This is a genomic window from Buttiauxella noackiae ATCC 51607 (assembly GCF_001654865.1).
Lineage (GTDB): Bacteria > Pseudomonadota > Gammaproteobacteria > Enterobacterales > Enterobacteriaceae > Buttiauxella > Buttiauxella noackiae.
This window is the reverse complement of sequence record NZ_LXEO01000017.1, coordinates 70,164-95,433: the sequence shown is the minus strand read 5'-3', so window position 1 is coordinate 95,433 and position 25,270 is coordinate 70,164. Positions and strand designations below refer to the sequence as shown.

Sequence of the window (25,270 nt, the reverse complement as noted above, 5' to 3'; positions counted from 1 at the left end):
TATCCTTACCAGTAGAAATATTGCATCACGAATATCGAGTTGCTGGCGTTCGTGGTGTCGTTATGAAGATAAAAACGGCTGTCGAGTGCAGTGGCGAATTTTCCACCGAAGTATTCGTACCAGATACCAAACTGTGCGTAAGAGGTGACCTGGTCTTCGGCGTTATCCATCAGATGCCGCGCATAACTCCAGGCGGTTGAAAGATAAAGTCCTTTAGCCGGTTCAACCATGCCGCTGACCATCATGCCGCTTTCACTGCCAGGGTTGTAACCATCGCCTTTGCCAGTGTGGTGCCAGACTCGCCCAGCGAGGTGTTTACCCTGCAAACCCAGCAAATACATTTGCCCGGTGCCGTCGGTCAGTTCCAACCCGCTCAGCATGGTTAAATCATCAAGAATGTCGTATTGAAGGTAACCGTTGATCATAGCCTGATAGGTATATTTATCTGAATAGCGGTCATATTTACCGAAGTGCAACCACGCTTTGCTTTCGTCGACACGGCTCTCTGGAGCGACTGTGACACTGTAACGTAGCTTGCCAGTCAGGTTTTGTATCTTAGCGGCGTAGGTTAAATCACGGGTATTGGGGATGACATAGCCATATTCCGGTGTGAAATCTCCCCACCATTGCAAATCATCCAGCGATGAATCGTTACGAGCACTTAAAATAAACTCGGTGCCCTTATCGGTGCGGTAACCACCATAAAAACGATTAACCCCACCTTCGAAGCCGCCCCAACTATGATCTGGCACCCAGGCATTACCATGGTTGTCTGCCTGAACCGTCCATCCTTCACCATACAGCAGACCAAACCAGTTACCGTGTTTGACCTCAAGGCCACCTTCGATATAAGTCCCGTCGCTGTACTTATGCTTGTCGTCGCCATTCAGGTAAACACTGCCACCCAAGCCCAATTCACCGTAAAAACGAAAGGCGGTTTTGCTATTATCTGCTGTAAGCAAAGGTGCTTGTGGAGTCTGGCGTTCAGCTGGAACAACACCTTCCGCTGCCAGCAACGCCCCGAACGGCGCGAGCAGTAATAGCAACGGTGCCATAGAGAAAATCTTAACCATGAAATCTATTCCTTGTTGTTATTAAGGTTATCAATCCGTGGGACGCTGATTATATTAGTTAATATTTTACTAAAATATACACTTAAAATGGTAAAGCGATAAGTGGATCACAATGCGAGTAGGGCTATACACGTAGTCGCAATGCCATTAAGCTATTGTTTTCACCTGTTGATTATTGGGATCTTATGGCTACATTGAAGGAAATAGCTCATGCGGCTCAGGTATCTGTGGCTACGGTTTCACGGGTCCTGAATGACGATCCCACACTGAGCGTGAAGAGTCAGACTCGCCAGAAAATCCTCGAAGCGGCAGAGCGGCTGGAGTACAAAGTCCCCAGCGCCAAACGTCAGGCCGGCCAGCGTCTTACCTTTGCTGCCCTTTATACCCATGGGCAAGAGCTGGAAATCAACGACCCCTATTACCTGGCTATGCGCTATGGCATTGAAACTCAATGTGAAAAGTTAGGTATCACGTTGGTTTCCTGTTACGACTTCAAAGGCGATCGCCCGTTGGTTGCAGCCGACGGTTTACTGGTCATTGGTAAACCCCAGCCTGCAACACAGGCGGTGCTTGAGCAGCAGGATTTACCGTTGGTGTATCTCGATGGGGTCACTAACGATCCGCGGTTTGACTGCGTGAGCGTTGATTTAGCAAAAATTAGCCAGAAGGTGATCGATTTCTTTATTTCACGTGGCTATCTGCGTATCGGTTTTATCGGTGGTCGGGATGACCCTGAATATGCCGATCAGCGCGAACAGGCGTTTGTTGATTATGGGCGGAGTAAAAAAGTCGTTCAGCCGCAGGATGTTTACTACGGGGATTTTAGTAGCCAGGCCGGGTACCAATGTGCGATGAAAATGCTTGCCTCATCAGGTGATTATCCACCAGCATTATTTGTCGCGACCGACTCCATTGCGATTGGTGTTTTGCGCGCTCTGCACGAACACGGTATTAAAGTGCCGGAGCAACTGGCTCTGATAAGCGTCAACGATATCCCTACCGCGCGCTTTGTTTACCCGGCACTTTCAACGGTAAGAATTCATTCCGAAACCATCGGTGCGCAGGGCGTTAACCTGCTGATGGAGCGCCTGCGCGATGATCGCACCATCCCGCTGTCGGTATTTGTCCCCAGCTCTTTGCAATTGCGTGACACGGCTACATCTGAATAAAATCAATAATTAATCTCATAAGCCCTGCTGGTTTCTTACATCAGCAGGGCTTTTTATTTATATCGCATGTTGATTTATTGTGATCGCTACGTCATTTAGTAAACTTTAATTTTTAGTTTTACTAAATATTTACTATTGTTTGCCCATACCCACGTAATGAGGATGTTGGCGTGAACAATTGGGAAAACATAGAAAAACAATCTGAGAACCGACTGCCACCGCGCGCCTGGTTCCATGGCTATGACAGTGTTGAAAAAGCAAAAGAGCTAAACCGCGAGCAAAGCCTGGGCTTTGTGTTGCTAAGCGGGAAATGGACGTTTAACTATTTCGACCACCCGCAAAAAGTCCCTGACGCGTTTTACCACCAGCCTATGGTGGAGTGGGGGGAGATCACTGTTCCAGGTATGTGGCAGATGGAAGGCTACGGTAAACTGCAATATACCGACGAAGGTTATCCGTTCCCTATCGATGTGCCTTTTGTTCCCACCAACAACCCAACCGGTGCCTATCAGCGCCAGTTTTCGCTACCGTCCGACTGGTTACAACGCCAGGTCATTATTAAATTCGACGGTGTAGAAACCTATTTTGAAGTTTACGTAAATGGCCACTATGTAGGCTTTAGCAAAGGCAGTCGTCTGAGCGCCGAGTTTGATCTCAGCCCGTATGTGAAGGCTGGAGAGAACTTGCTGAGCGTGCGGGTGATGCAATGGGCTGATTCTACTTATATCGAAGATCAGGATATGTGGTGGATGGCCGGAATTTTCCGCGATGTTTACCTCATTGGTCAGCCACAAGTTCACGTCCATGACTTAACCGTGGTGACGGAATTTGATGAAAACTATTGTGATGCTGAGCTTCAGGTATCGTGCGACTTAAACAATATATCGGCCACACCTGTCGTGGGCTTACAGCTGCATACACAATTGTTTGATGGCGAAAAATGTATTGCTGAACAACGCCTTGATGCACTTAGCGTACAAAACAGTGCCAACTGCCAGTTCTTGATACCGGTAAAACAACCGAAGCAGTGGAATGCTGAGCACCCCAATCTTTATTTACTGCTGCTTACGCTGCGTGATAGCCACGGTGAAATCATCGAAGTGGTGCCACAGCAAGTCGGGTTCCGCGACATCAAAGTGCGCGATGGCCTGTTTTACGTTAATGGTCGTTACCTGAAGTTGCATGGTGTGAACCGCCACGATCACGATTGCCTGAAAGGTCGCGCAGTCGATATGGCGCGTGTTGAGCGTGACATCATCCTGATGAAGCAGCACAACATCAACTCAGTACGCACAGCCCATTACCCGAACGACCCGCGTTTCTATGCATTGTGCGACCAGTACGGCCTGTTTGTAATGGCAGAAACTGATGTCGAGAGTCACGGTTTTGCAAACGTCGGCAATATTAGCCGTATCACCGACGATCCAGCCTGGGAGCAAGCCTACGTTGAGCGTATTGAACGCCACGTTCTGGCGCAGAAAAACCATCCTTCTATCATCATCTGGTCATTGGGTAATGAGTCAGGCTACGGCTGCAATATACGTGCGATGGCTGCTCGCTGTAAGCAACTCGATCCCACTCGTCTTGTGCACTATGAAGAAGATCGCGACGCCGAAGTCGTGGACGTGATTAGCACCATGTATTCACGTGTCTCAATGATGAATGCCTTTGGTGAATATCCGCATCCGAAACCACGCATTATCTGTGAATACGCCCATGCAATGGGCAACGGACCCGGCGGGTTAGCACAATACCAGGCCGTATTTAATCAACACAAAAGTTTGCAAGGGCATTACGTCTGGGAGTGGTGCGACCATGGTTTGCTGGTGCATGACGAGCAGGGACGTGAGCGCTATCAGTACGGCGGTGATTACGGCGACTACCCAAACAACTATAACTTCTGCATGGATGGGCTTATCTATCCGGATCAACGCCCAGGCCCTGGCTTACGTGAATACAAGCAAGTGATCTGCCCGGTCAATATTCGCCCTACGCAGCAGGGTGATGTGCTGCTGGTGGAGAACCGTTACTGGTTCAGCGCACTTGGAGACATCGAGTTCAAGGTTGCGTATCAGGTTGATGGCCAAACCATCGCGCAGCAAATATTGTCACTGCCGCACTTGCTACCAGGTGAAGCCGAAGAGCTGCAACTGACCACACCTGTGTTGCCAGCAGGTGAAGTATTTATCAATGTTGAAATTGTTAAGCGCAGTGCGACAAGCTGGAGTGATGCGATGCACTCGCTTGGTCAGTTCCAAATCTTGCGTCAGCAGGCGGTTTCTCGCGAGTCATTACCACTCAATCAACACAGCGCAATACACTGTGAAACGCAGCAACACAGCCTGGTTATCAGCGGCAATCAATTTGCTCTGACTTTCTGTCGCCTGAGCGGTGAGCTGGTTTCATGGTTGGTAGACGGTGAGGAGATTGTTGGACGTGCACCGCATCTGACCTTCTTTAAACCAACTATCGATAACCACAAACAGGAATTTGAAGGTTTGTGGCAGCCGTATCACGTACACCTGATGCAGCATAATTTCCGCACCATGCGTCATTTCCCGCAAGGTGAAGATATTGTCGTTGAGATTACCAGCACGATTGCACCACCGGTGTTTGATTTCGGTATGCGCTGCACTTATCAGTGGCGCATAACTCCGGCAGGCCATGTCAGCCTGGATTTGTCAGGTACACCATATGGAAATTATCAGGCCATTATTCCAAAAATCGGCCTCGATTTCGGCATCAGCACACGCTTTAAACAGGTGGAATATTATGGCCGTGGACCGGGTGAAAACTACGCTGACAGCTGCCAGAGCAATCTGATTGGCCATTACCGCCAGCCAGTAGAAAGCCTGTTTGAAAACTATCCGTTCCCGCAGGATAACGGTAATCGCCAGGATGTGCGTTGGTTGAGTGTTGAAGATGAAAAGGGTAACGGTATTTTCATCCAGCCACGTAAGCCGATTAACTTTAGCCTCTGGCCATATAGCGCAGAAATGTTGCAACAGGCACAGCACATTAATGAGCTGGAAAAGGGCGATTACCTGACATTAAACCTCGATGACCAAATCCTCGGGCTGGGCTCCAACTCATGGGGTTCTGAGGTGCTCGATTCATTCCGCGTTTACCTCAAACCATTCCACTACGGTTTCACGATGGTGCCGTTCAGTAAAGCGCAGGTGGAGACGGTTGATCTCGCGAAATACGATTTCCAACCGCAAACCAACCGCGTACTTTCTTGATAGGGCAAACGTAATGATTATTTTAAATACCTTAGAAGATTTTAAGCAGATTTATCATGCGGGGAAAAAATGGCAGCGTTGTATCGAAGCCATTAATAACCTCGAAAATATTAAGCCTGATATTTTTTATTCGATCGGTGATTCATTGGTTTATCGCCTTGCAGAAGGCCCAATAAATAATATGGATTTATTTGAAGGGAATCGCCGTTATTTCGATGTTCATTATTACATTGCGGGACAAGAAACAGTTGAGGTTGCAGCGAAAAACGAGTTAACCCCTGAAATGGCCTACAGCGATGAAACTGACCGTGAATATTTTTGCGGGCAGGGCGTTAAACATCAGCTTAAAGCAGGAAACATTATCATCTGCGAAAACCATGGAGCATACCGGTTCTCGCAGGGGAAAGGCGTCAAAAAAATGATTTTAAAAGTCACGATTGAAGAAACGTATTTTCTAAATAAATAGGGTGTTAAACGCCTGACTGGTGTCGGATGGCGCAAGCGTCATCCGACCTACGAAAAAATTATTAAAACTTACCCTACAGTGTGGAGTTCGTATGGCTTCAACAAACAGAAATACTATTGGCAAGTTCGGGTTATTAGCGATGACATTTGCAGCGGTGTTTAGCTTCAATAACGTCATTAATAACAATATTCAGTTAGGTATCGCATCGGCACCGGTTTTCCTGGTGGCAACACTAATTTATTTTATTCCGTTCTGTTTAATTATCGCGGAATTCGTCTCGCTGAACCGTAATTCCGAAGCGGGAGTTTATGCCTGGGTGAAGAGTGCGTTAGGAGGCCGCTGGGCATTTATCACCGCTTATACCTACTGGTTTGTTAACCTGTTTTTCTTTACCTCGTTACTCCCGCGAGTCATTGCCTACGCCTCGTATGCTTTCCTTGGCTATGACTATATTTTCACGCCGTTAACGACGGCAATAATCAGCATTTGCCTGTTTGCTTTCTCCACCTGGATTTCAAACCATGGGGCAAAATTGTTGGGGCCGATGACCTCTGTCACCTCGACGCTGATGCTTTTACTTACGTTCTCCTACATCATTCTTGCAGGGGCCGCTGTGATTGGAGGTGTCGAACCGGCTGACCCAATCAACGTGCAGGCGATTACACCGCAGTTCAGTTGGGCATTCCTCGGTATTATCGCGTGGATTTTCCAGGCTGCGGGTGGCGCTGAGTCGGTAGCGGTATACGTCAATGACGTAAAAGGCGGCAGCAAAGCCTTTGTCAAAGTGATCATTTTGTCTGGTTTATTCATCGGTGGCCTGTATACCGTCTCCTCACTGCTGATTAACGTCTTTGTTCACAAAGCCGATTTGCACTATACCGGCGGTACGGTACAGGTGTTTGAAGGGTTGGCGAATCACTTTGGCTTGCCTACGTCGCTGATGAACCGCTTTGTCGGGATTGTCTCCTTCACCGCGATGTTTGGCTCATTGCTCATGTGGACTGCTGCTCCGGTGAAAATCTTCTTCACCGAAATTCCAAAAGGTATCTTTGGCGAGAAAACCGTGCGCCTTAACGCCCATGGCGTACCGACGCGTGCCGCGTGGATACAGTTCCTGATTGTTATCCCATTGATGCTTATCCCAACCGTGGGTTCCGGTAGCGTACAGGAGTTGATGAATACCCTTATTAACATGACTGCTGCTGCGTCAATGTTACCGCCGCTGTTTATCATGCTGGCGTATCTGAATCTGCGTATGAAATACGATGAGGTCAATCGTGATTTCCGTATGGGCACTCGGATGCAGGGGATCACCATTGTCAGCGTGTTGATTGTTATTTTTACCGTCGGGTTTATCGCCTCCACATTCCCAACCGGTGCCAGCATTATGACTATCGTGTTTTATAACGTCGGCGGGTTAGTTATTTTCCTGGGCTACGCCTGGTGGAAATACAACAAATACGAGAAAGGCCTGGATGCCAGGGCGCGTTATGAAGCGGATACGCCGCTTGCACAAATTGCACTTGAGCGGCAGCAAGAAGGGCGTGTTGAAGTGAGTAACGCAAGTCACGTTGGGTTGTGATTGAAAAAGCCAGCAGCGCTAAGCTGCTGGCTTCATTTATTCGCCGGGGCTAAAACTCCAGCGGATAGATCATTAGCCCGAGGCCCATCAGACAACCACCGGCAATAAACAGATGTAGACGAGGATTGCGGCCACCAAATGCCAGCCCCAGGTTAACAAAGCTTATCGCAAGTAATGTCATTAAAACTGCCATTGGCAACCTCCCGTCTGTTGATTACAAGGATTTTTCCACCACCACCGGAACACTTTTATACGCAGGGGTGGCGCTTTGTTTATCGTGATGGTCAAGGTCGATAAGAATATTGGTTTCCGGGTAATAAGCCCCAACCGCACCCGCAGCCATTTCGTGAATCACTACCGTTAACCCTTCGACCACTCGCTCGTGGCGCACGCCTTCGTGGTTGACGGCTTTAAGATTCACCTTGTCTCCGGCAGCAATGCCAAGCTCTTTTGCCTGTTGCGCATTAATAAACATGACGTCACGACGCCCGGTGATGCCGCGGTAGCGGTCGTTCATTCCGTAAATGGTTGTGTTGTACTGATCGTGGCTACGCATTGTGGTGAGCATCAAGGTGTTTTCTGGCAACAGCGCCTGCTGTGTGTCAGGCGTGTTGAATACGATGAAATTTGCCTTCTCATTTTCGGTGAGCCAGATTCTGTTCGATGCGCCATTCCACATTCTGAACCCCCCTGGCTGCTCAATACGCCAGTTGTAATCGGTAAACCCAGGCACCACTTGTTCGATGGCATCACGAATCAGGCTATAGTCGCCAATCATCTCCTGCCAGTTAACTTTGCTGTGTGGCAGTGTCGCCATCGCCATTCCCGCGACAATGGCCGGTTCGGAACGTAGATGCGGGGAGGCAGGCTTCAGCGCGCCGCAGGAAGCGTGCACCATCGACATGGAATCTTCCACGGTGACGCTTTGCACACCTTTTGCCTGAACATCGCGTTCGGTTCGGCCCAATACCGGCAGGATATAACTGTGTTTTGCCAGCAGCAGATGTGAGCGATTGAGTTTGGTGGTCATATGCACCGCCAAATCAAGTTTGCGCATCGCCGGGAAGGTCACCAGCGGGTCAGGCATTGCCACCGCCATGTTGCCACCCAGGCAAATAAGCGCTTTGGATTGCCCGTCGCGAATCGCTTTCACACTCTCCACGGCGGAGTGGCCGTGTTTACGTGGTGCAGTGAAGCCAAAACGTTGCTCCAGCGCCTGGAGAAAGGTTTCGCCTGGTGCTTCGTTGATGCCTACGGAGCGGTCGCCCTGCACGTTGGAGTGGCCGCGCAGAGGGCAAATGCCCGCGCCGGGGCGGCCCATATTGCCTTTTAGCAACAACAGATTTGCCAGTTGCTGAATATTTTCCGAACCGTTTTCATGCTGGGTGATACCCAGGCCGTAGCTGATAATGGTGGCTTTGGATTGTTCATAGCAGTGCGTCAGTTCGCTGATTTGCGCAAAACTTAGCCCGGACTCTTTGAGGATTCTACTCCAGCTCGTTTTCGCTAAATCTTCTACCAGCTCTTTGAAACCGGCAGTGTGCTCGGCAATAAATGCATTATCGATAATATCCGGCTTGCCGTGCATCTCTGCGCTACGCTGGTGTTCCAGCATCAGTTTCATCATGCCTTTAAGCAGGGCAATATCGCCACCAACGCGCACGTTATACAACCCGCTGCTAAGCGGTGTTGAACCATTGGTAAGCATATCGCCTGGGCTTTGCGGGAAACTAAACTTCTCAAGACCGCGCTCACGCAGAGGGTTTATCGTGATAATTTTTCCGCCGCGCAGTGAAACCTCTCGCAGGGTACTCAGCATGCGGGGGTGGTTGGTTGCCGGGTTGTGGCCGACACAAATGACCAGCTCGCAAGATTCAAAATCCTGGAGAGTGACCGTACCTTTGCCGATACCAATGGACTGTGGCAGGCCAACACTTGTTGGGCCATGGCACATATTTGAGCAGTCAGGGAAGTTATTGGTGCCGTATTCACGGGCAAAAAGCTGATACAGGAATGCTGCTTCGTTCGAGGCACGCCCGGAAGTGTAAAACTCTACACAGTCAGGATCGTTGTAACTACGCAGTTGCGCGCCAATTTCTTCGAATGCCTTCTCCCAGCTAATGGGCTGATAAGTATCGCTTTGGGCATCATATTTAACGGGGTGGGTTAAACGTCCGGCATCTTCAAGATCAAAATCACTCCAGTTCCACAGTTCGCTGACCGGATGTGCGGCGAGAAATTCAGGGGACACACGTTTAGTCGTGGCTTCCCAGGATACGGCTTTTACGCCGTTTTCGCACAGTTCCATTGGCGAGCGGTGATCGGGGTCAGGCCAGGCACATCCTGGACAATCAAACCCTTTTACCTGATTCATCCTGAATATTGCAATCACGCCGCGACGCAGGGCTTTTTGCCCATGAACCGCCAGTGCGCTGCCTTTGACTGCGCCCCAGCCGCCCGCGGCACCGTTGTAACTGCGAATACTTTCAGCGTTCTGTTTCATTTATCTGCTGCCTAAAACGTACCTTCAATTATGCGGGCACCATAGCAAAAAAATGACGCACAACCGGGACGGCTAAGGGGTACGCGGGGGTAAGAGAACTACTACCTGATAGAAAGGGTGAGGGCCGTTTGGGGTTGAAAATCGTGTTTGATTGTTAAAATAAACGGATTAAATATTCCTCTGGAATAATATTGCCACTAAAAAGCACTCCTAAAGTGTTAGTTCCGGGGCGTGCCGATTTGCCATCGGACTTACTCCTTAATTTATTAGCGTGGTGAATGAATTTAACCCATAAAAAAGCCGGTTAGTCTGCACTAACCGGCTTGAGTGACTCAAAATGGTTTAGAAATCGTAACCTACGGTGGCAATCACAGAACGCTCTGCACCCCAGTAGCAATAACCCGTACCGTAACAGCCAGCAACGTAGTCACGGCCTGTCAGGTTGGTGGCGTTAACCTGCACGAAAGCGCCTTTCAAAGATGGCGTCCACGCACCCATATCGGCACGCACCATTGCATCCAGCAGCGTGACAGAAGGCACGCGCAGAGTATTTTCGTTATCCGCCCATTGCTTGCCAATATAGCGTACGCCCGCCCCCAGACTGATACCTAAGTCGGCTTTGAACATTCCCCACAGGCTTGCCATTTGGTCAGGTGTCACATACGGCGTATTGCCGTCGTTACCGTCGATTGCATCCTTAAAGCGCACTTTGTTGTAAGTGTAGCCAGCAATGGTTGAGAAACGCTGATTCCACTGTGAACGCGCTTCCAGCTCAACGCCCTGTGAGTGAACCTTACCTGCTGGCTCAAAGTAACTACCCTGAACCACACGGTTACCGACATCTTTCTGCGTCAGGTCGTATAGCGCAACGGTATACATATCTACTGTGCCAACCGGCTGATATTTCACACCCGCTTCGTACTGCTCGGCAGTGGTCGGCTTGAGCAATTTGCCATCAGCATCAGGCAGAACCTGCGGTGTAATTGCCTGGCTGTAACTGACGTAAGGAGAAACCCCATTGTTAAACGCATACAGCAGGGAGGCACGTCCGCTGAAATGATCATCGGTGCGGTTATCTGTCACGTCACTGTCAATGGCTTCAGCCACGATATGGCTTTTGGTCACCATATGGTCGTAACGACCAGACAGTGTCATATGCCACTGATTCCACTTCATATCATCTTGTAAATAGACGCCAGTCTGTTCGTACTGACGCTTACCTGCTTTGGTCAACAGACCCTGGTTAATAGTGGAGTAAGTCGGGTCGCGTGGATCGTAATAGTAGAAACCGCCAGGGCCGCCAGATTCGCCCGTCCATGGATTCAGGTTAGTGGTGTAAGCGGAATCATCAGAGAGGTTATTGGTGTATTTATGGAATTCACCGCCGAGTACCACTTTGTGGTCCAGTTCGCCGGTTGCAAAATCCGCTTCCAGTTGGTTATCGATGGCGTAAGCGTCGAGCGATGAGGTTTCACCGCTGTAATAACGCATCAGTTCATCGTGCGCTGCATCAGCCCAGCCAATTTGGTAAGCCTGCTTCAGGCCCACATTTGAGTGAGTGTAGCTGGCGTTGGAGCGGAAGGCCCACACGTCATTAAAGCTATGAGCGAACTCGTAACTGTAAATTTGCTGGTGGCGTTTGAATTCGTCATTACCCGGTTCGACATCAGAGAAACCGGTATCAAGTTTGCGTCCGGTAGAAGAATAGAGACTGCCGTCAGACGGAACAGAACCGTGGAAGCCGCCCGATGGATCTTTTTCCAGATAAGCGCGCAGCAACAACGAGGTATTTTCGCTCGGTTGCCACAACACTGACGGGGAGATGGCATAGCGTTCTTCACGCGTTTTCTCATACTGGGTATCGGTATTCTTTGTCATACCGATCAGGCGCCAGGCCCATTCATCATTGATCGCATTGGTATAGTCGAATGCGGTGCCGTTGGTATTGTTGTTACCATACATAGCCCGGACGTGGCCTTCCTCAATGAACTGCGGGCGTTTTGAGGTTTCCATTACCAGTCCGCCAGGAATGGTTTGCCCGTAAAGTGCGGAAGATGGCCCTTTGATAACGTCAATACGCTCAAGGAACCATGGGTCAACCTGCACCACATTGTAACTGCCGCCGTCACTCATCAGGCGCAGGCCGTCAAGGAAGGTGTTATTCACATCACCGCCGTGAAAACCGCGCAGTGCAACTGTGTCATAACGCGTCGCACCGCCAGCAAAACCGGTGAAAGCGCCAGGTGTGTAGTTAAGCGCGCTATTTACCGATAATGCACCCTGATCATCAATTTGTTGACGAGTCACGACAGACACCGACTGACCGGTAGTGATTAACGGCTCATCCGTTTTGGTGGCGCCACGACTGACCGTCGCGCTGTAACCCTGGGTTGGGCTGGTGGAGGTTTCTGTCAGTGTGTCGGTGACAATGACGGTATCTTCCGCCATCGCGTAGGTTGGAGCAGCAAGAGCAAGCGCGCAGAGTAAAGCGGAACGCTTTACGGTAAATGCCAGTTTCATTTAATTATTTTCCCGAGAAGGTCTTTTTGTTATCACCTGAAGAGCCGATCTGTGTCGGAGGGTTTGATATAAATTCAGGCGATCTTATAACGAATAGGAATGCGAATTATTATTGTTATTGTTTGTGTAGGCAAGTGCAAATATTGGCAGGTAGAGAATTAAAACCCATGAAAAGACAGGTGTTTTACAGAAGAGTGCCGACTTTACCAAACCCCCTCCCTGGAGAGGGGGCTGACAAGGTCGGTTGTGGGAGAGTTTTTTCTCCTTCTCCTTGAGAAAAGGAGAAGGTCAGGTTGAAACTATATTATTGGGCTGATGCGGCTTCAATCTTCGTTGTTTCAGTGACAGGCCCCGGTGTCGCAGAAGGCAATTTATCCGGTGTGGAATCGCAGGGCTTCTCTTTACCGCATAACAAATCGAGCATTTTCAGCGTCACGCCGTTGGTCCAGCCAAAACCATCCTGGAGAGGATATTCACCGCCACCACCGCCTGTGCCCGTGCTGGATACATCATACTTTTCTACCAGTTTCTGCTCGCGGTTGTAGGTATGCTGCACATTGGTCATGAAGCGCCAGGTGACTTCCATGGCTAAATCTTTATGCCCGTAATTCTGCAACCCTTCGGTGGCCACCCATTGCAATGGAGCCCAGCCATTGGGTGCATCCCACTGCTGACCCGTTTTCAGATTGGTTGTCGCAAGCCCACCGGCTTTAAGCAGTTGCGCGCGGGTGATGGTTGCCATTTTGTCCGCACGCTCTTTCGAGGCCACATGCACATAAAGCGGGAACAGTGCGGCGGCGGTCAACTGAGAGCGAACAGCGTTAGTTTTGAGATCGTAATCGGCATACCAGCCCTGTTTGCTATTCCACAAATGCGCTTCCAGAGCTTTCTGACGAGCATCTGCCAGTTGCTGGTATTGCGTTGTAGCACTGGTGTCTTTCGCAACAGTGCTGGCGTGCGCCAGCGTTTTTTCCATCTGGAATAACAGGGCGTTTAAATCGACCGGTACGATTGAAGTTGTGCGAATCGAACCAAGTTGTTCTGGGTTATCCATCCAACGAGAGCTGAAATCCCAGCCCGAGGCGGCAGCGGCACGCAAATCACGATAGATTTCTGTCGCCGGCCGATTCGGGTTGTTTTTCGCGGTAGTCACATCATCCAGATAAGATTCAGTACGCGGCGTATCTCTGTCATCCCAGTAGCGGTTGAGGACTGAGCCATCTTTAAGTTTCACTACGCGCAGGTTTTCAGAACCCGGTTGCAATGCATCGCTACCCTGCATCCAGTAGGCGTACTCTTTTCTCAATTGCGGCAGATAAGTGGTGTAGATTTCATCGCCGTTATGGCTGGCCAGCAGTTCAACCATAAAAGCAAAGAACGGTGGTTGCGAACGGCTCAGATAATAACTCCGGTTGCCATTGGGAATATGCCCCCAGGCATCAATTTCGTGGGCAAAGTTATCCACCATATCCTGCACTTTGTCCCAGTGGCCGCTTTCTGCAAGCCCCAGCATGGTGAAATAACTGTCCCAATAATAGACTTCGCGAAAACGCCCGCCGGGTACGACATACGGCTTAGGTAACGGTAGCAACGAGTCCCATTTATCAACGCTGTCTGTGGTGCGCGTTAGCACCGGCCACAGGCTATCGATATGTTCACGCAGCGTCTGTCCTTCAGGGGGAACATATTTTTCACCCTCGCGCGGCAGGGTGAAGTTCACATTCACAAAATGGCGTAAATCGAAGCCAGATTGATTGCGCTGCATGCGGTAGTCCGCAAGGATCATTAACGGATCGTTATTAGGAACCGCATCTGCAAAGGTCTTTTGATCAGGGAATAATTTTGCAGTCTGGACATCAGTAAATAGCGGGCCAAGGAGCACATCTGGTGGTTGGGGCTGCGGTTGTTGTTCGTCAGCCGCCGAAGCGGGCAAGGTAAAAGCGACGAACGCACAACCGATAGCTATTTGAATCGCAAGCAATAAACTACGAGGACGGCGCAAAGCAGGATTTATCATCTATTGTTCTCCTTTTCATGATCGCGTGAAGTTTTAGCGATCAACCCTATGAAAACCTTAGACGAATTTGCGGGCAGTACCAGGTGCCATGTCGCATATTAAAGGAAAGCAGATAATTTACCTGCGGCACTGGTGCTTACCCTTGCGGATTAATTAACCACGTTCCGGCTTTTTCCACAGACAACGTCATGTTCCGCGTCTTATTATTGCCACGCAACGTGATCTGATATTTCCCGGCAGGCAGTTGCAAGAAACCATAACCATTGGCCCCTGGCGTGATTTTTTCTGTTTTGCCATTCACATCCAACTCTTCACCCTCATTCATGCGGACATATACGCGTGCCAGCATACCGTCAGTGGCGGGTACAACAGTTTGAGTTGCCACCGGTTGGACTTTTTGCGCCGCGGGCGTCTCAAGTTTTGCCGTCTCGGCAGTTGGCGTTGCCGAGAAATACCCACCAAAAATGACCGCGCCTATCGCCACGCCAGCCAATAAACTGGCCGCTATCTGCAGTGGCAATTTGTAGCGTTTGCGCAAAGGAGACAGCGGAGTCATCTCGGCATCTTCCAGAGCAACCAACATGGTGCCCGGTTGTTTTAGTGATGTGGAGCCATTGAGGCCGCTCATCGGAATTTCGGCAAGGGCCGCAAATTCAGCAATAGATTGCGGGCGGTCTTCAGGTTTTAGCGCCAGCGCGTGATCTACGGCCTGCAACAAACTGTGGGAATAGCCTTCAGGGCGATTCTTCGCGAGTTTAACGCAAGGGTCCTGAATCGTGCGGGTGACACTGGCTGGAGGGCAGGTACCGGTTATCAACGTATAAAGAATGGCACCGAGCGCATAGATATCAGTCCATGGCCCTAATTGGTTTTCGAGATCGTCAGCGTACTGTTCCAGTGGGGCAAAACCAGGATTAAGCGGCGTTTTAATCTCGTCGCTGTTTTCTGCGTTGGCGCGCAGTGGAGCACCTGCGTTAAGTAGCAGCGGTGCTCCGTTGTCCTGAATCTGAATACTACGCAGGGACAAATCACGATGAATAAATCCTTCGTCGTGCAATGTGGCCAGCGCCCCGCACAACATCGGCAAAATCCTGCGTAACCAGGCATCGTTGATAATTTCGGGATGTTGTTGATGCAAATCTGCAAGCGTCATGCCGCTGGAGTAACGTGTTGCCGCATAGGCGGTTTCGTTTTGCGTCCAGAAACTTAAAACCTGAAGCAGGTTAGGGTGGTTGAATTGCGCAAGCTGACGAGCTGACTGCACAAAGCGACTCATACCGGAGTTGAACGCCTGGCTATCTTGTTTACTGCGCAAAACCAGCTGCATATTATCGCTACGAATGGTCAGCGCACGCGGCATAAACTCATTGATTGTTACCGGTCGTTCAAGTTGATGATCCCACGCTTTATAAACCACGTTGGTATTGGTGGACTCAGTCACTTGCTGAATTTCAAATTCGTCGAAACGGAAACCTGGCGGCAGAGCGTCGGGAAGTTCTTGTTCGTAATCTTTATCAGTCATGATGGCCTTTCTCTACACGAAATCGACGAATATTCACAGGTTATTTCTGGGCGCGCCATGCGCCGACCGCCGGATCACGCAATTGCGGACGCAGGGAGTCAATCAACAGCAAGGTAATAGGTGTATCTGGCGCAAGCCATGCCGACCATACTTTGCGTACTTGGTTTAAACGCGTCTGAATTCCTGCCTCATCAACGGTCATTTCACGCGGAACCTCAACGGCCACAGTACCGGTGGCTTGCCAGCCATTTAGCTCGGCGTTGTAGGGTAAAATCATCCAGCTCTGTGGCGCGTGTTCATTACTGACCACCATGCGCTCATTATTCAGGCTAGTGATAAGCAGGCTGTCAGAATTTGCATCTGAGCTCAGTCCGCTGACAGGGAAACCATGCACGAAGGTCATCACATTACGTTTTTCGCCGTGATTGCCGCTTTGAATGATTTCACTACGTCCATTCAGCCAGCCGCCTTTTTCACATTTCCCGTTGGGGATAAACATTGCCGAAGCGTTGGCGTCACCTTGCCAGAAGGTGCGCAGATGGCAGCCATCCTGCAGCGTAAACTCTTGCCATGGCGTGCGGTCAGCTAACGGTGAATTTTCATCGGAATGCGGCAGTGCGTTTGGTTCACCTGAAACTACCGGCGCAACTATGACTGCCCAATCACTGCTTTTGGTCGCCGTGCCGACGGCCAGCGTCTGGCCTTGTGGATCTTCCAGTTTCCAGCTCACCAGTTGAACAGAGCTACACTGGCTTTCTAGCAGGGTGCCAAGACGCGGCATAAAAACGTTAAGTACAGACGGATTTTTATCGCCATTGGCTACGATTCGTAAGGGGATTTCGGCAGCACACCAGTTCTGTGGCGTGTTGTTTTGCACATCATCTATCCAGACATCGAGCTTTTGCGAAGGAGACTGAACGATACGGTAGTTCCCAGCCCAAACGGTTGTAGAAGCCAGCAACAGCGCCAGACCCGAAAGCCAGAGTTTCATAGAAATCCTTGTTAGCCGAGCAATATTAAATAAAAGGTCATGACACAAAACACTGTGGATTAATCAATAATCCAGGTGCCGCTGTTGGCATTCTGACAGGCTTTGCTGGCATCATCGACGGCAACACAGGTCGTTTTCTTTGAAGCTTTACGTGGGCGTGGACGATCTTTTTTCAGCGTCTGGGCATAAAGTTCACTTTTGACCAGTGCGCGTGCAGGAACATAGCCCAACATTTCTTGTTTATCTTGCTGCGCAATCGCGAGCCATTTGTTCTCGACCTCGCCAAGCACGGTGTAAGTTTGCCCGTTTTCAAGGGTACTTATCACTTTCCCACCAAAATCAGGTTTGCTCAAAATAGAGCCCGGATAGAGTGCCCGATAACTGGCGTTGACCGGAGTGAACTCTTTTGGCGCGGCTACAGCGTAACGGTGTGTGAGGGTGACGCCATTGATTTCACTGGTCACGATAGTATCGTCCGTCATTTTTGGCGGCGGTGCTTTACAACCCACTACAGTGGCAACAACAGCAATGATCAACAGGCTTCGCAATTTCATCGTAACTTTCCCTGAAAATATGATTCAAACCTGGTCGCCGGCAGGAGGTAATGGCGATGAAGAAATCCAGGAATCTGAAGAATTATTCACACTGCTTATACATAGTAACGTTAATTTTACATCGCTTGATTAACAATTCAATGGCGATGTAACTGATTGACATCATTAAGTGTTCAGTATGTCTGGAACTGGCACAGAAGTGACGATTCACAAGCTGAATGTTATATCCTACCGTTAACCAGTGGCATATATTATAAAACATGATTTCAATTTTAGGAGTGAGTACGACGATGGAACCGTTATTGCCTAATATCTGCGATTTTATTGCACATGTTTCGCCACTTAACACGCTCCCGGTGGAGGCGCAAAATGAAATCGCGCGTTCTATCAGCATTAGCTATCTGGCGGTTGGCGAGACACTGCCTTTCGATATTGCGGCTGCTGAACGCTATCTCTATATCGTACGTACCGGCTCGCTTGAGCAGCGCTGGAGTGATGGGGTGCTACGTGCCCGTCTGGGGCCAGAAGACTTGTTTGGATTCACCTTCCTTGAAGGGATTCCCGGTAACCCTGAAGATTGTTACAACGTCACGGCCATTGAAAACACACTGCTATACCAGATCCCACACAGCGTGCTGGAATCGATGCTGCAAAAATATCCCCAATACGCGACACACTTTTCGATTAACGCTCATGAACGCCTGAATTGCGCGATGGGCGTTGTGTGGAGCGATGAAGATAAAGGCATGTTTGTGCGCAAAGTTGCCGATCTGGCGAGTGGTACGGTTTCCGTCGTTGATGCGACAACATCGATACAAGAAACAGCCAGGCAGATGCGCTGGGTCGACCGCTGCTCAACGGCGGTGATCATCGAAGATGATAAAATTATTGGCATCATCAGTGACCGGGATATGACGCGGCGCGTAGTGGCTGAGGGTTTTGATATCTCGCGCCCGGTTAAAGAAGTGATGACCGCAGCGCCTATAACCGTTTCCTCGGGGGATCTGGTTATGCATGCGGTCGCACTGATGATGCGCCATGGTGTCAGTAGCTTGCCGGTAGTGGATTGCCAAAAACCCGTCGGCCTACTAACGGCTTCACATCTGGTGCAGCATCATCGCGTGCAGGCTATTTTCCTGATTGAGCGTATTAACCATTGCCAGTCCGTCGCTGAATTAGCCGTTCTTAAAGTTGAACGCCAGGCAATATTCGAAGCTCTGGTGGAGGGGAATTTACGCAGCGGCGTGGTTGAAATGGTAATGTCGATGCTGATGGATGCCTTCACTCGCAGGTTAATTGAACTTGCCCTTAGCGAGTTTGGCGAGCCACCTTGTGAATTCTCATGGATAGTTGCAGGCTCGCACGCCCGAAATGAAGTTCATGTTCATTCCGATCAGGATAGCGCGATTATTTTGCCCGATAGTGCCGGGCCTGAAGAGCAACAGTGGTTTTTGCGTTTCGCTGAATTTGTCTGCTTCGGTCTTGATGAATGCGGTTATCCATTATGCACAGGCCATTTTATGGCTTCTGAGAGCCGTTGGTGCCAGCCGCTGTCGATATGGCAGGCCTGTATTCGCAAATGGGTCACTAACCCGGAATATACGCAGCTATTGAATGCCACCGTATTTCTGGAAACGCGAGCATTTTACGGCAACACCTGGCTACATGACGCATTCCAGCAGTCGTTGCTAAACGATATTGCGGCTCATCCTGGCTTCTTACGTTCACTGACACGCGACTCAGCCAATACTTCGCCACCGCTTGGTATTTTTAACAATCTGGTGCTGGAAAAAAGTGGCAACGACAGCAAGACACTCAATATCAAACGCTTTGCATTAACGCTAATCATCGACCTGTCGCGTATTTCCGCGCTGGCAGCAGGGTGTAGTGAAACCAGCACCGAAGCGCGTTTCCGGGCCGCACGCGACAAAGGATTAATGTCCCCCGGCGGGTGTACTGACATCATTGATGCTTTTCACTTTTTAACCCGGCTGCGGTTTAATCACCAGTTATCGCAGTTGCGTAAAGGGATAACCCCCGATAACCAGATTGATCCGCGCGAGTTTGGCAGTTTTGAACGCAAGCATCTGAAAGATGCCTTTCGGATTATTGCCCGCCAACAAGAGCTGGCCCGTATGCTGTTTGTGAAGGGGTAATAATGAGTTTTCTGTCGCGTATTTTTCCGCCTTCTCGAATCACCCGTTTGCAGACCGAGCGTGAGCAGTGGCTGCGTGTGCCAGGCCTGAGTTATGCATTAAAACAGCTATTAGAAGCCCCATTACCGGATTTCAACGCGACCGTAACTCATCTTCCCTGGCTGGTGTTTGATTTTGAAACCAGCGGCCTTGATGCCAATACGGATTGTATTTTGTCGATTGGCAGTGTGGTTGCCGAAAACGGGCAAATCGGGCTTGCGAGCGCGCAGCACCACTATATTTCCAGCGGTAATCCGGTGAATGCGCGTAGCGCGATTATCAATCACATCACCCCGGAGATGCTGCGTGATGGTGTAACGCTGGATAAAGCCATGGAGGCATTGTTCACAAGTCTAACGGGGCGAGTGGCAGTAGTTCATGGCCGAATGGTTGAACGGGCATTTATTAACGCATGGATTTTTAAACGTTACGGACGGGAAGGGTTACCCTTATTGTGGATTGATACGCTGGAGCTGGAGCGGCGTCATCAGCAGGCGGCAAGACGTATACAGAATGATTTGCGGCTATCCAGCATTCGCCGCGATTACAATCTTCCCGATTATCCGGCGCATCACGCATTGTGCGACGCTGTGGCAACAGCAGAAGTGCTACTGGCACAAATTGGTGCTCGTTCGCATGGCCATGATTTGCTGTTGAATGCGTTTCTTTGTGATTAATGAAAAACCTGACCTGCTACGCGAGTTATTTGCGAGGTTACATTACTGTTATAATTTAAACCTCAGTCACTTTAATTTCTATTTAATAAAGTTGCAGGTATTTGAGCAGTCGAAACGGGTTCATTCTTACTGGACTGAGACCCTAAAACTGGTAAGCAATTATCTTGCCCGTCAGAACTGGTGCGTTTAACCATTACGCGGGCAGCCAACCAATACTAAATCTTCTCCATAATCCGATATATCATCCAGCGCTTCGCATCTTAGGTTAGTGGAATATTCTTGAGATGGTTTTTTCTCAATTATATATCGCTAATTTATCTGTTTCACCATTCCAAATTCATATTAATTTTAAGCAGAAACAGTTAAGCATATCTGCTATAACAATTGACGAATATTGTTTGCAGACGGTAAAAGTTATCACCTCTGAGGCAATATTAGTCGTTGTTGAATAACTCATTAGTCGCATAACTCAGCTTGCAGATATTCTGAGGTGTGTAACGAGAAGGTTGTATTTACTGAAATAACGACGGGTTTGTTTGTTTTAATAATTAACATCAAATAACAAGTTCTACCGCAACAGGTAGATAATAAGTGCAAAACATAAGCGGAAATAGACCGCGCAACACAATATGAAGGCTTTTATGGGCAAGACAATCATTACTCAATTTTCTTATCAGTTTGCAGCGACGAATGAAGCCGTTGCTCGGGCGGTGGACGGGGATACGTTAACCTTCAAAACACAAGACTGCTTTTCAGGACGAATTGTTGATCAGTCTGATTTAACGACCTCCTTTAACTACGACACAGCCAACCCGGCAACGGGGCCAGTATTCGTCGAAACCGCACAGCCAGGCGATATTCTGGTGGTCGAAATTCTCGATATCCGGGTAGCTGCGCGGGGTGTAGTCACCACCTTACCAGGCTGTGGCCCGCTTAGCGATACCCAGGAAATCCGCACAAAGCCTGTCCAAATCATTGACGGTAAAGCGCTGTTCAATGACCTGCAAATACCTATCGACCCAATGGTTGGTGTGATTGGTGTTGCCCCGGCGAAGGGAGAAGTCCGTTGTGGCTTCCCTGGAAATCACGGCGGGAATATGGACTGCAAACAGATTAAGAAGGGTGCGGTGCTCTATTTACCGGTTCAGGTGGAAGGTGCGTTATTTGCGCTCGGCGATCTCCATGCGGTGATGGGCGATGGTGAGCTATGTGGTACGGGGCTGGAAATCTGTGGGGAAGTGGACGTACGTCTAACGGTTCTTAAAGGTCAGTCTATTCAATGGCCGGTGCTGGAAACGCCAGAAAAATGGTACGCCATCGCCAGTGCTGAACAATATCCTGATGCGCTGAAACTAGCCGCTGAACAAATGCAGGCGCTAATCTGCAAAGCGTACGGCTGGGATCTGACCGACGCCTATCTATATATGAGTTTGCAAAGTGATACTGAAATTTGCCAGGCCTGCAAACCTTGTCTGGTCGATTTGATTGTGCGCATTGGCACACCAAAAAGAAGCGATAAGCCGTTAATTTCCCGGAGTGAAGCATGAAGAACGCATCCGCTGAACCAACGTTGAAAGTCGCTCTGAGTTATAAAGATTTGGTTATCTATGGCCTTGTCTTTATGGTCATTATTGCGCCGATGTCCATTTTTGGTTTTGTCAGTAAAGAAAGTCACGGCATGGCACCGCTGGTGTATGTAGTGGGCGTCGCATGTATGATTTTTACCGCGTTAAGCTATCGTAAAATGTCCCGCCGTTATCCGATTGCGGGTTCTGTTTATGCCTACGTTAATAAAGCCACTAACCCGCATATCGGTTTCCTTGCAGGCTGGCTGATTATGATGGATTACCTGTTCGCACCGGCACTGTTGTACGCAATGACTGCGACCTGGTGCACCGATTTGCTGCCGTTTATTCCAGGTTGGGTATGGGTTGCATTCTTTATGCTGACTAACTGCTGGGTAAATATTCGCGGCATTGAAAATACGGCAAAGGCAGATATTTTCATTTTCAGTATTTCTGCTCTGGCGCTAATTGTCTTCCTGGTTGTCGGCATCAATTATATTGCGCATGGCGGTGGCGTGGGCGAATTTACGATGACGCCGTTCTATCAGCCCAATGTCATTAACCCGCAATTCATTGGTACAGCAGTCACAATTGCAGCGCTCTCCTTCCTCGGTTTTGACGGAATCAGTACGCTTGCTGAAGAGGCTAAAAATCCGACGAAAGATATTGGTAAGGCGATTATTGCCGCGCTATTTATCGTCGGTGGGTTATTTATTCTCCAGTGCTACATCGCAACGCTTATCCAGCCGGACTTTATGAAGATGGATGCGGATAGTGCCTTCTTTGATGCAGCATTCCTTGCGGGTGGCGCGCCACTGAAGATTTTCCTGCTGATCGTTAACATCCTCGCGGTGGGTATTGCCAACACGTTAGCAGCACAGGCTGCGGCTTCACGTATTGTCTTTGGCATGGCGCGTGACCACTTCCTGCCTTCTATGTTTGCCAAAATCCATCCAACCTACCGTACGCCATGGATCAGTACCATTGCTATTGGTGCACTGTCGTTGGTTCTCGGGTTATCGCTGTCGATAGATTTTCTGGCGAAGCTGATTAATTTCGGCGCGATGAGCTCGTTTATCATTTTAAATATCAGCGTAATCTGGATGTTCTTTATCAAAGAGAAACGTCGCAATAGCGTGCGTGAAATTATCTCCAACCTGTTATTCCCGCTGATAGGGACGGCCATTCTGATGTATGTCTGGGTGAATTTCGACTCAGCCACCATGAAGATTGGCTTTACCTGGCTTGTGATTGGTATCGTGATTGGAATGGTTAAGACGCGATTCTATAAGCGTTTACCGAAGCCGGTTGTTCTTTCCTGATATATCCTGTTGCGGTCAGCCCACTGCTGACCGCAGCTTTTAGCGTTACTTCTGAGTGTTAATGACTCCCGCCCGATTAAGAATATTTTCTATCTCAACCTTCATCTCTTCAGTTAACGGCGTAGCCGGTGGCAGTGAATATACCGGGATATTCAAACCGACAAGGCGCAAGGCATATTTCACTGCGTTGTAAAACGGCAAATCCATACTATAAAGCGGCGGTATCCAGGAGAGGGATTGTTGTAATTCAATAGCCCGAGGCAGATCTTGTTTGCGCCATGCATCAAGGATCCCACAGGTCAGTTGCGGGGCGAAGTTCGCGCTGGCGGGGATGCAGCCATCACCACCGAGGATCAATGTTCCCAGCAGGTATTCATCATAACCGGCGAATATCGCAAAATCAGGCCTGTCCGGTTTCACTGCGTGGATGGTTTCACGAATATGGGACAAGGTATCAACGGTATCTTTCAGCCCGACAATATTTGGGCAGCTTAGTGCCAGTTCACGAATAACAGGTACCGGGATAGCCTGGCCTGTCAGGGCGGGGAAGTTATACAGAAGAATCGGCAACTCAAGTGCGCTGGCAATGGTTTTGTAATGTGCGAGCAGATTTGCATCACTTAACGGGTTGTACCACGGGTTGACCACTACCACGCCGCTGGCACCCAGCTTTTGGGCATGAAGCCCGGCATCAATGGTCTGTTGTGTGCCACAGTGGGCAATCCCTATCAAAACGGGCTTTCTACCTGCAACCTTCTTTATACAAAACTCTACAACCTGTGCCCGCTGTGCTTCAGACATATGGGCAAATTCCCCGGCGCTTCCGAGAAAGAACAGGCCATTAATAGGCGATGAGACGAGGTGTTCAATTAAAATTGCCTGTGCGACACCATCAAATTCACCATGGGCATCAAACAATGTGGGAACCGGGGGAATGACACCACTAAAACGAGGTTGCTTCATTAGCTACTCCTGCAGGTTATTGAGTTTATTGTCCGTGAAAAGCTCGTTGGTTTAATGTGCGAATGGCATTAATTGTAGCGGAATGAGAGAATGTGAAAGCCGATCATGTCGCATTACTGAACTGTTGTTTCAAATACGTACATTAATCGTTCGGGGAAAAGGCTTACGGCCATCGGGTGATGATGGCCGTAGGTAAATCGATATGCGCGGTGGTGGGAATGGGTGAACAATCAGTGCTCAAGCATCTCATGGACAACTTGTTCTTTGGACAAATTGTATTGGTAAAACGTCGGCCAGTTATCCATCTCATTTAGTAAGGATTGCTGTGAATCATTACCCATGAATATATGGAAATGTTCGGATTTACGCGGCGAGATAATATGGTCACTAAACTGCACGTATTTAGGTGCTTTTGACTGGCTGTCTTTGCATTCAAACAGATAGCGCACGCCTTTTTTCCCTGAAGTGTAATTCAGGATTTTATGACCAGCGTAAGTGTACTGGCAGGAACTTACGGTGTCACCGCGATGGAATTCAATGACGTTATTCTCAATGCCAATCATATCAATATCCGTGGCATAGCCTTTCTTGTAATACTCTTTATATTGCGCCGCTGTTTTGCTGCTATCTTTGCGCGCTTTTTTCTCCATCACGACATCTAAATCGCCGTTTAACAGATAGGGATTGACTGACTGCCATACGCCGTCCCAATCGCTTAATGCGCGGTCTTTCACCTGTTTATTTTCAAATACGCCTTCGCTGGCTTTGCGCTCTGCTTCAGATAGCGGTGCGCCATGCGAATGGCTGTGTGCCATTGCGCTCGCGCTACTCAGTAACATGCCCATGCCAAGAACCATGGTGGTAATCCGTGCGGTCATCAGTCTCTCCGTTGGTGTTTCAGATAATGAA

Annotated in this window: 18 protein-coding genes; 8 read left to right on the top strand and 10 right to left on the bottom strand. The window is 49.2% G+C overall.

Annotated features, from left to right (window positions below):
- Window positions 1-5: 5 nt before the first annotated feature.
- Window positions 6-1,046 (bottom strand): protein YgjJ, encoded by a 1,041-nt coding sequence (gene ygjJ / locus M979_RS07920; RefSeq protein WP_425338130.1) that lies wholly within the window; start codon window positions 1,044-1,046, stop codon window positions 6-8.
- A 212-nt stretch (window positions 1,047-1,258) separates the two neighbouring features.
- Between ygjJ and ebgR the strand changes: the two genes are divergently transcribed.
- The 4 genes from ebgR (at window position 1,259) to M979_RS07900 (ending at window position 7,532) form a co-directional block, all read left to right on the top strand.
- Complete coding sequence (ebgR, locus tag M979_RS07915) at window positions 1,259-2,242, top strand: transcriptional regulator EbgR (RefSeq protein ID WP_064554376.1); 984 nt, start codon at window positions 1,259-1,261, stop codon at window positions 2,240-2,242.
- A gap of 170 nt (window positions 2,243-2,412) precedes the next feature.
- Window positions 2,413-5,484, top strand: coding sequence for a beta-galactosidase subunit alpha (ebgA, locus tag M979_RS07910; protein ID WP_064554375.1), 3,072 nt, complete (start codon window positions 2,413-2,415; stop codon window positions 5,482-5,484).
- Between the two features lie 13 nt (window positions 5,485-5,497).
- Complete coding sequence (locus tag M979_RS07905) at window positions 5,498-5,950, top strand: beta-galactosidase subunit beta (protein WP_064554374.1); 453 nt, start codon at window positions 5,498-5,500, stop codon at window positions 5,948-5,950.
- Between the two features lie 91 nt (window positions 5,951-6,041).
- On the top strand, window positions 6,042-7,532 hold the full coding sequence (locus M979_RS07900; protein WP_064554373.1) for an amino acid permease: 1,491 nt from the start codon (window positions 6,042-6,044) through the stop codon (window positions 7,530-7,532).
- Between the two features lie 49 nt (window positions 7,533-7,581).
- Here M979_RS07900 and M979_RS23275 read toward each other — a convergent pair whose 3' ends face one another.
- From M979_RS23275 to M979_RS07870, 7 genes are all read right to left on the bottom strand, one after another.
- Window positions 7,582-7,725 (bottom strand): hypothetical protein, encoded by a 144-nt coding sequence (locus tag M979_RS23275; protein WP_157093216.1) that lies wholly within the window; start codon window positions 7,723-7,725, stop codon window positions 7,582-7,584.
- A 21-nt stretch (window positions 7,726-7,746) separates the two neighbouring features.
- Window positions 7,747-10,035, bottom strand: a complete 2,289-nt coding sequence (locus M979_RS07895; RefSeq protein WP_064554372.1) for an FdhF/YdeP family oxidoreductase — start codon at window positions 10,033-10,035, stop codon at window positions 7,747-7,749.
- 342 nt (window positions 10,036-10,377) lie between these two features.
- Window positions 10,378-12,555, bottom strand: coding sequence for a TonB-dependent siderophore receptor (locus tag M979_RS07890; RefSeq protein ID WP_064554371.1), 2,178 nt, complete (start codon window positions 12,553-12,555; stop codon window positions 10,378-10,380).
- A 304-nt stretch (window positions 12,556-12,859) separates the two neighbouring features.
- Window positions 12,860-14,572 (bottom strand): alpha,alpha-trehalase, encoded by a 1,713-nt coding sequence (locus M979_RS07885; protein WP_064554370.1) that lies wholly within the window; start codon window positions 14,570-14,572, stop codon window positions 12,860-12,862.
- Window positions 14,573-14,708: 136 nt separating this feature from the next.
- On the bottom strand, window positions 14,709-16,094 hold the full coding sequence (locus M979_RS07880) for a serine/threonine protein kinase (protein WP_064554369.1): 1,386 nt from the start codon (window positions 16,092-16,094) through the stop codon (window positions 14,709-14,711).
- Window positions 16,095-16,134: 40 nt separating this feature from the next.
- Window positions 16,135-17,085 (bottom strand): hypothetical protein, encoded by a 951-nt coding sequence (locus tag M979_RS07875; RefSeq protein WP_064554368.1) that lies wholly within the window; start codon window positions 17,083-17,085, stop codon window positions 16,135-16,137.
- A 59-nt stretch (window positions 17,086-17,144) separates the two neighbouring features.
- Complete coding sequence (locus M979_RS07870) at window positions 17,145-17,639, bottom strand: SH3 domain-containing protein (protein ID WP_034455273.1); 495 nt, start codon at window positions 17,637-17,639, stop codon at window positions 17,145-17,147.
- Window positions 17,640-17,929: 290 nt separating this feature from the next.
- Between M979_RS07870 and M979_RS07865 the strand changes: the two genes are divergently transcribed.
- The 4 genes from M979_RS07865 to M979_RS07850 all read left to right on the top strand — a co-directional run bounded on the left by M979_RS07865 (window position 17,930) and on the right by M979_RS07850 (window position 23,398).
- Window positions 17,930-19,795, top strand: coding sequence for a DUF294 nucleotidyltransferase-like domain-containing protein (locus tag M979_RS07865; protein WP_064554367.1), 1,866 nt, complete (start codon window positions 17,930-17,932; stop codon window positions 19,793-19,795).
- Between the two features lie 2 nt (window positions 19,796-19,797).
- Window positions 19,798-20,511, top strand: a complete 714-nt coding sequence (locus tag M979_RS07860) for an exonuclease domain-containing protein (RefSeq protein WP_083963902.1) — start codon at window positions 19,798-19,800, stop codon at window positions 20,509-20,511.
- Between the two features lie 641 nt (window positions 20,512-21,152).
- Window positions 21,153-22,058 (top strand): acetamidase/formamidase family protein, encoded by a 906-nt coding sequence (locus M979_RS07855; protein ID WP_034455278.1) that lies wholly within the window; start codon window positions 21,153-21,155, stop codon window positions 22,056-22,058.
- Window positions 22,055-23,398: an APC family permease gene (locus tag M979_RS07850; RefSeq protein ID WP_064554365.1), complete on the top strand. Its 1,344-nt coding sequence runs from the start codon at window positions 22,055-22,057 to the stop codon at window positions 23,396-23,398. The genes M979_RS07855 and M979_RS07850 overlap by 4 nt, the downstream gene beginning before the upstream one ends.
- A gap of 45 nt (window positions 23,399-23,443) precedes the next feature.
- On the opposite strand, the gene M979_RS07845 is transcribed toward M979_RS07850, so the two are convergent.
- Both M979_RS07845 and zinT read right to left on the bottom strand, forming a co-directional pair.
- On the bottom strand, window positions 23,444-24,361 hold the full coding sequence (locus M979_RS07845; protein WP_064554364.1) for a dihydrodipicolinate synthase family protein: 918 nt from the start codon (window positions 24,359-24,361) through the stop codon (window positions 23,444-23,446).
- 230 nt (window positions 24,362-24,591) lie between these two features.
- A complete protein-coding gene (zinT, locus tag M979_RS07840) occupies window positions 24,592-25,239 on the bottom strand; it encodes a metal-binding protein ZinT (RefSeq protein ID WP_064554363.1) in 648 nt (215 codons plus the stop codon).
- Window positions 25,240-25,270 lie beyond the last annotated feature (31 nt).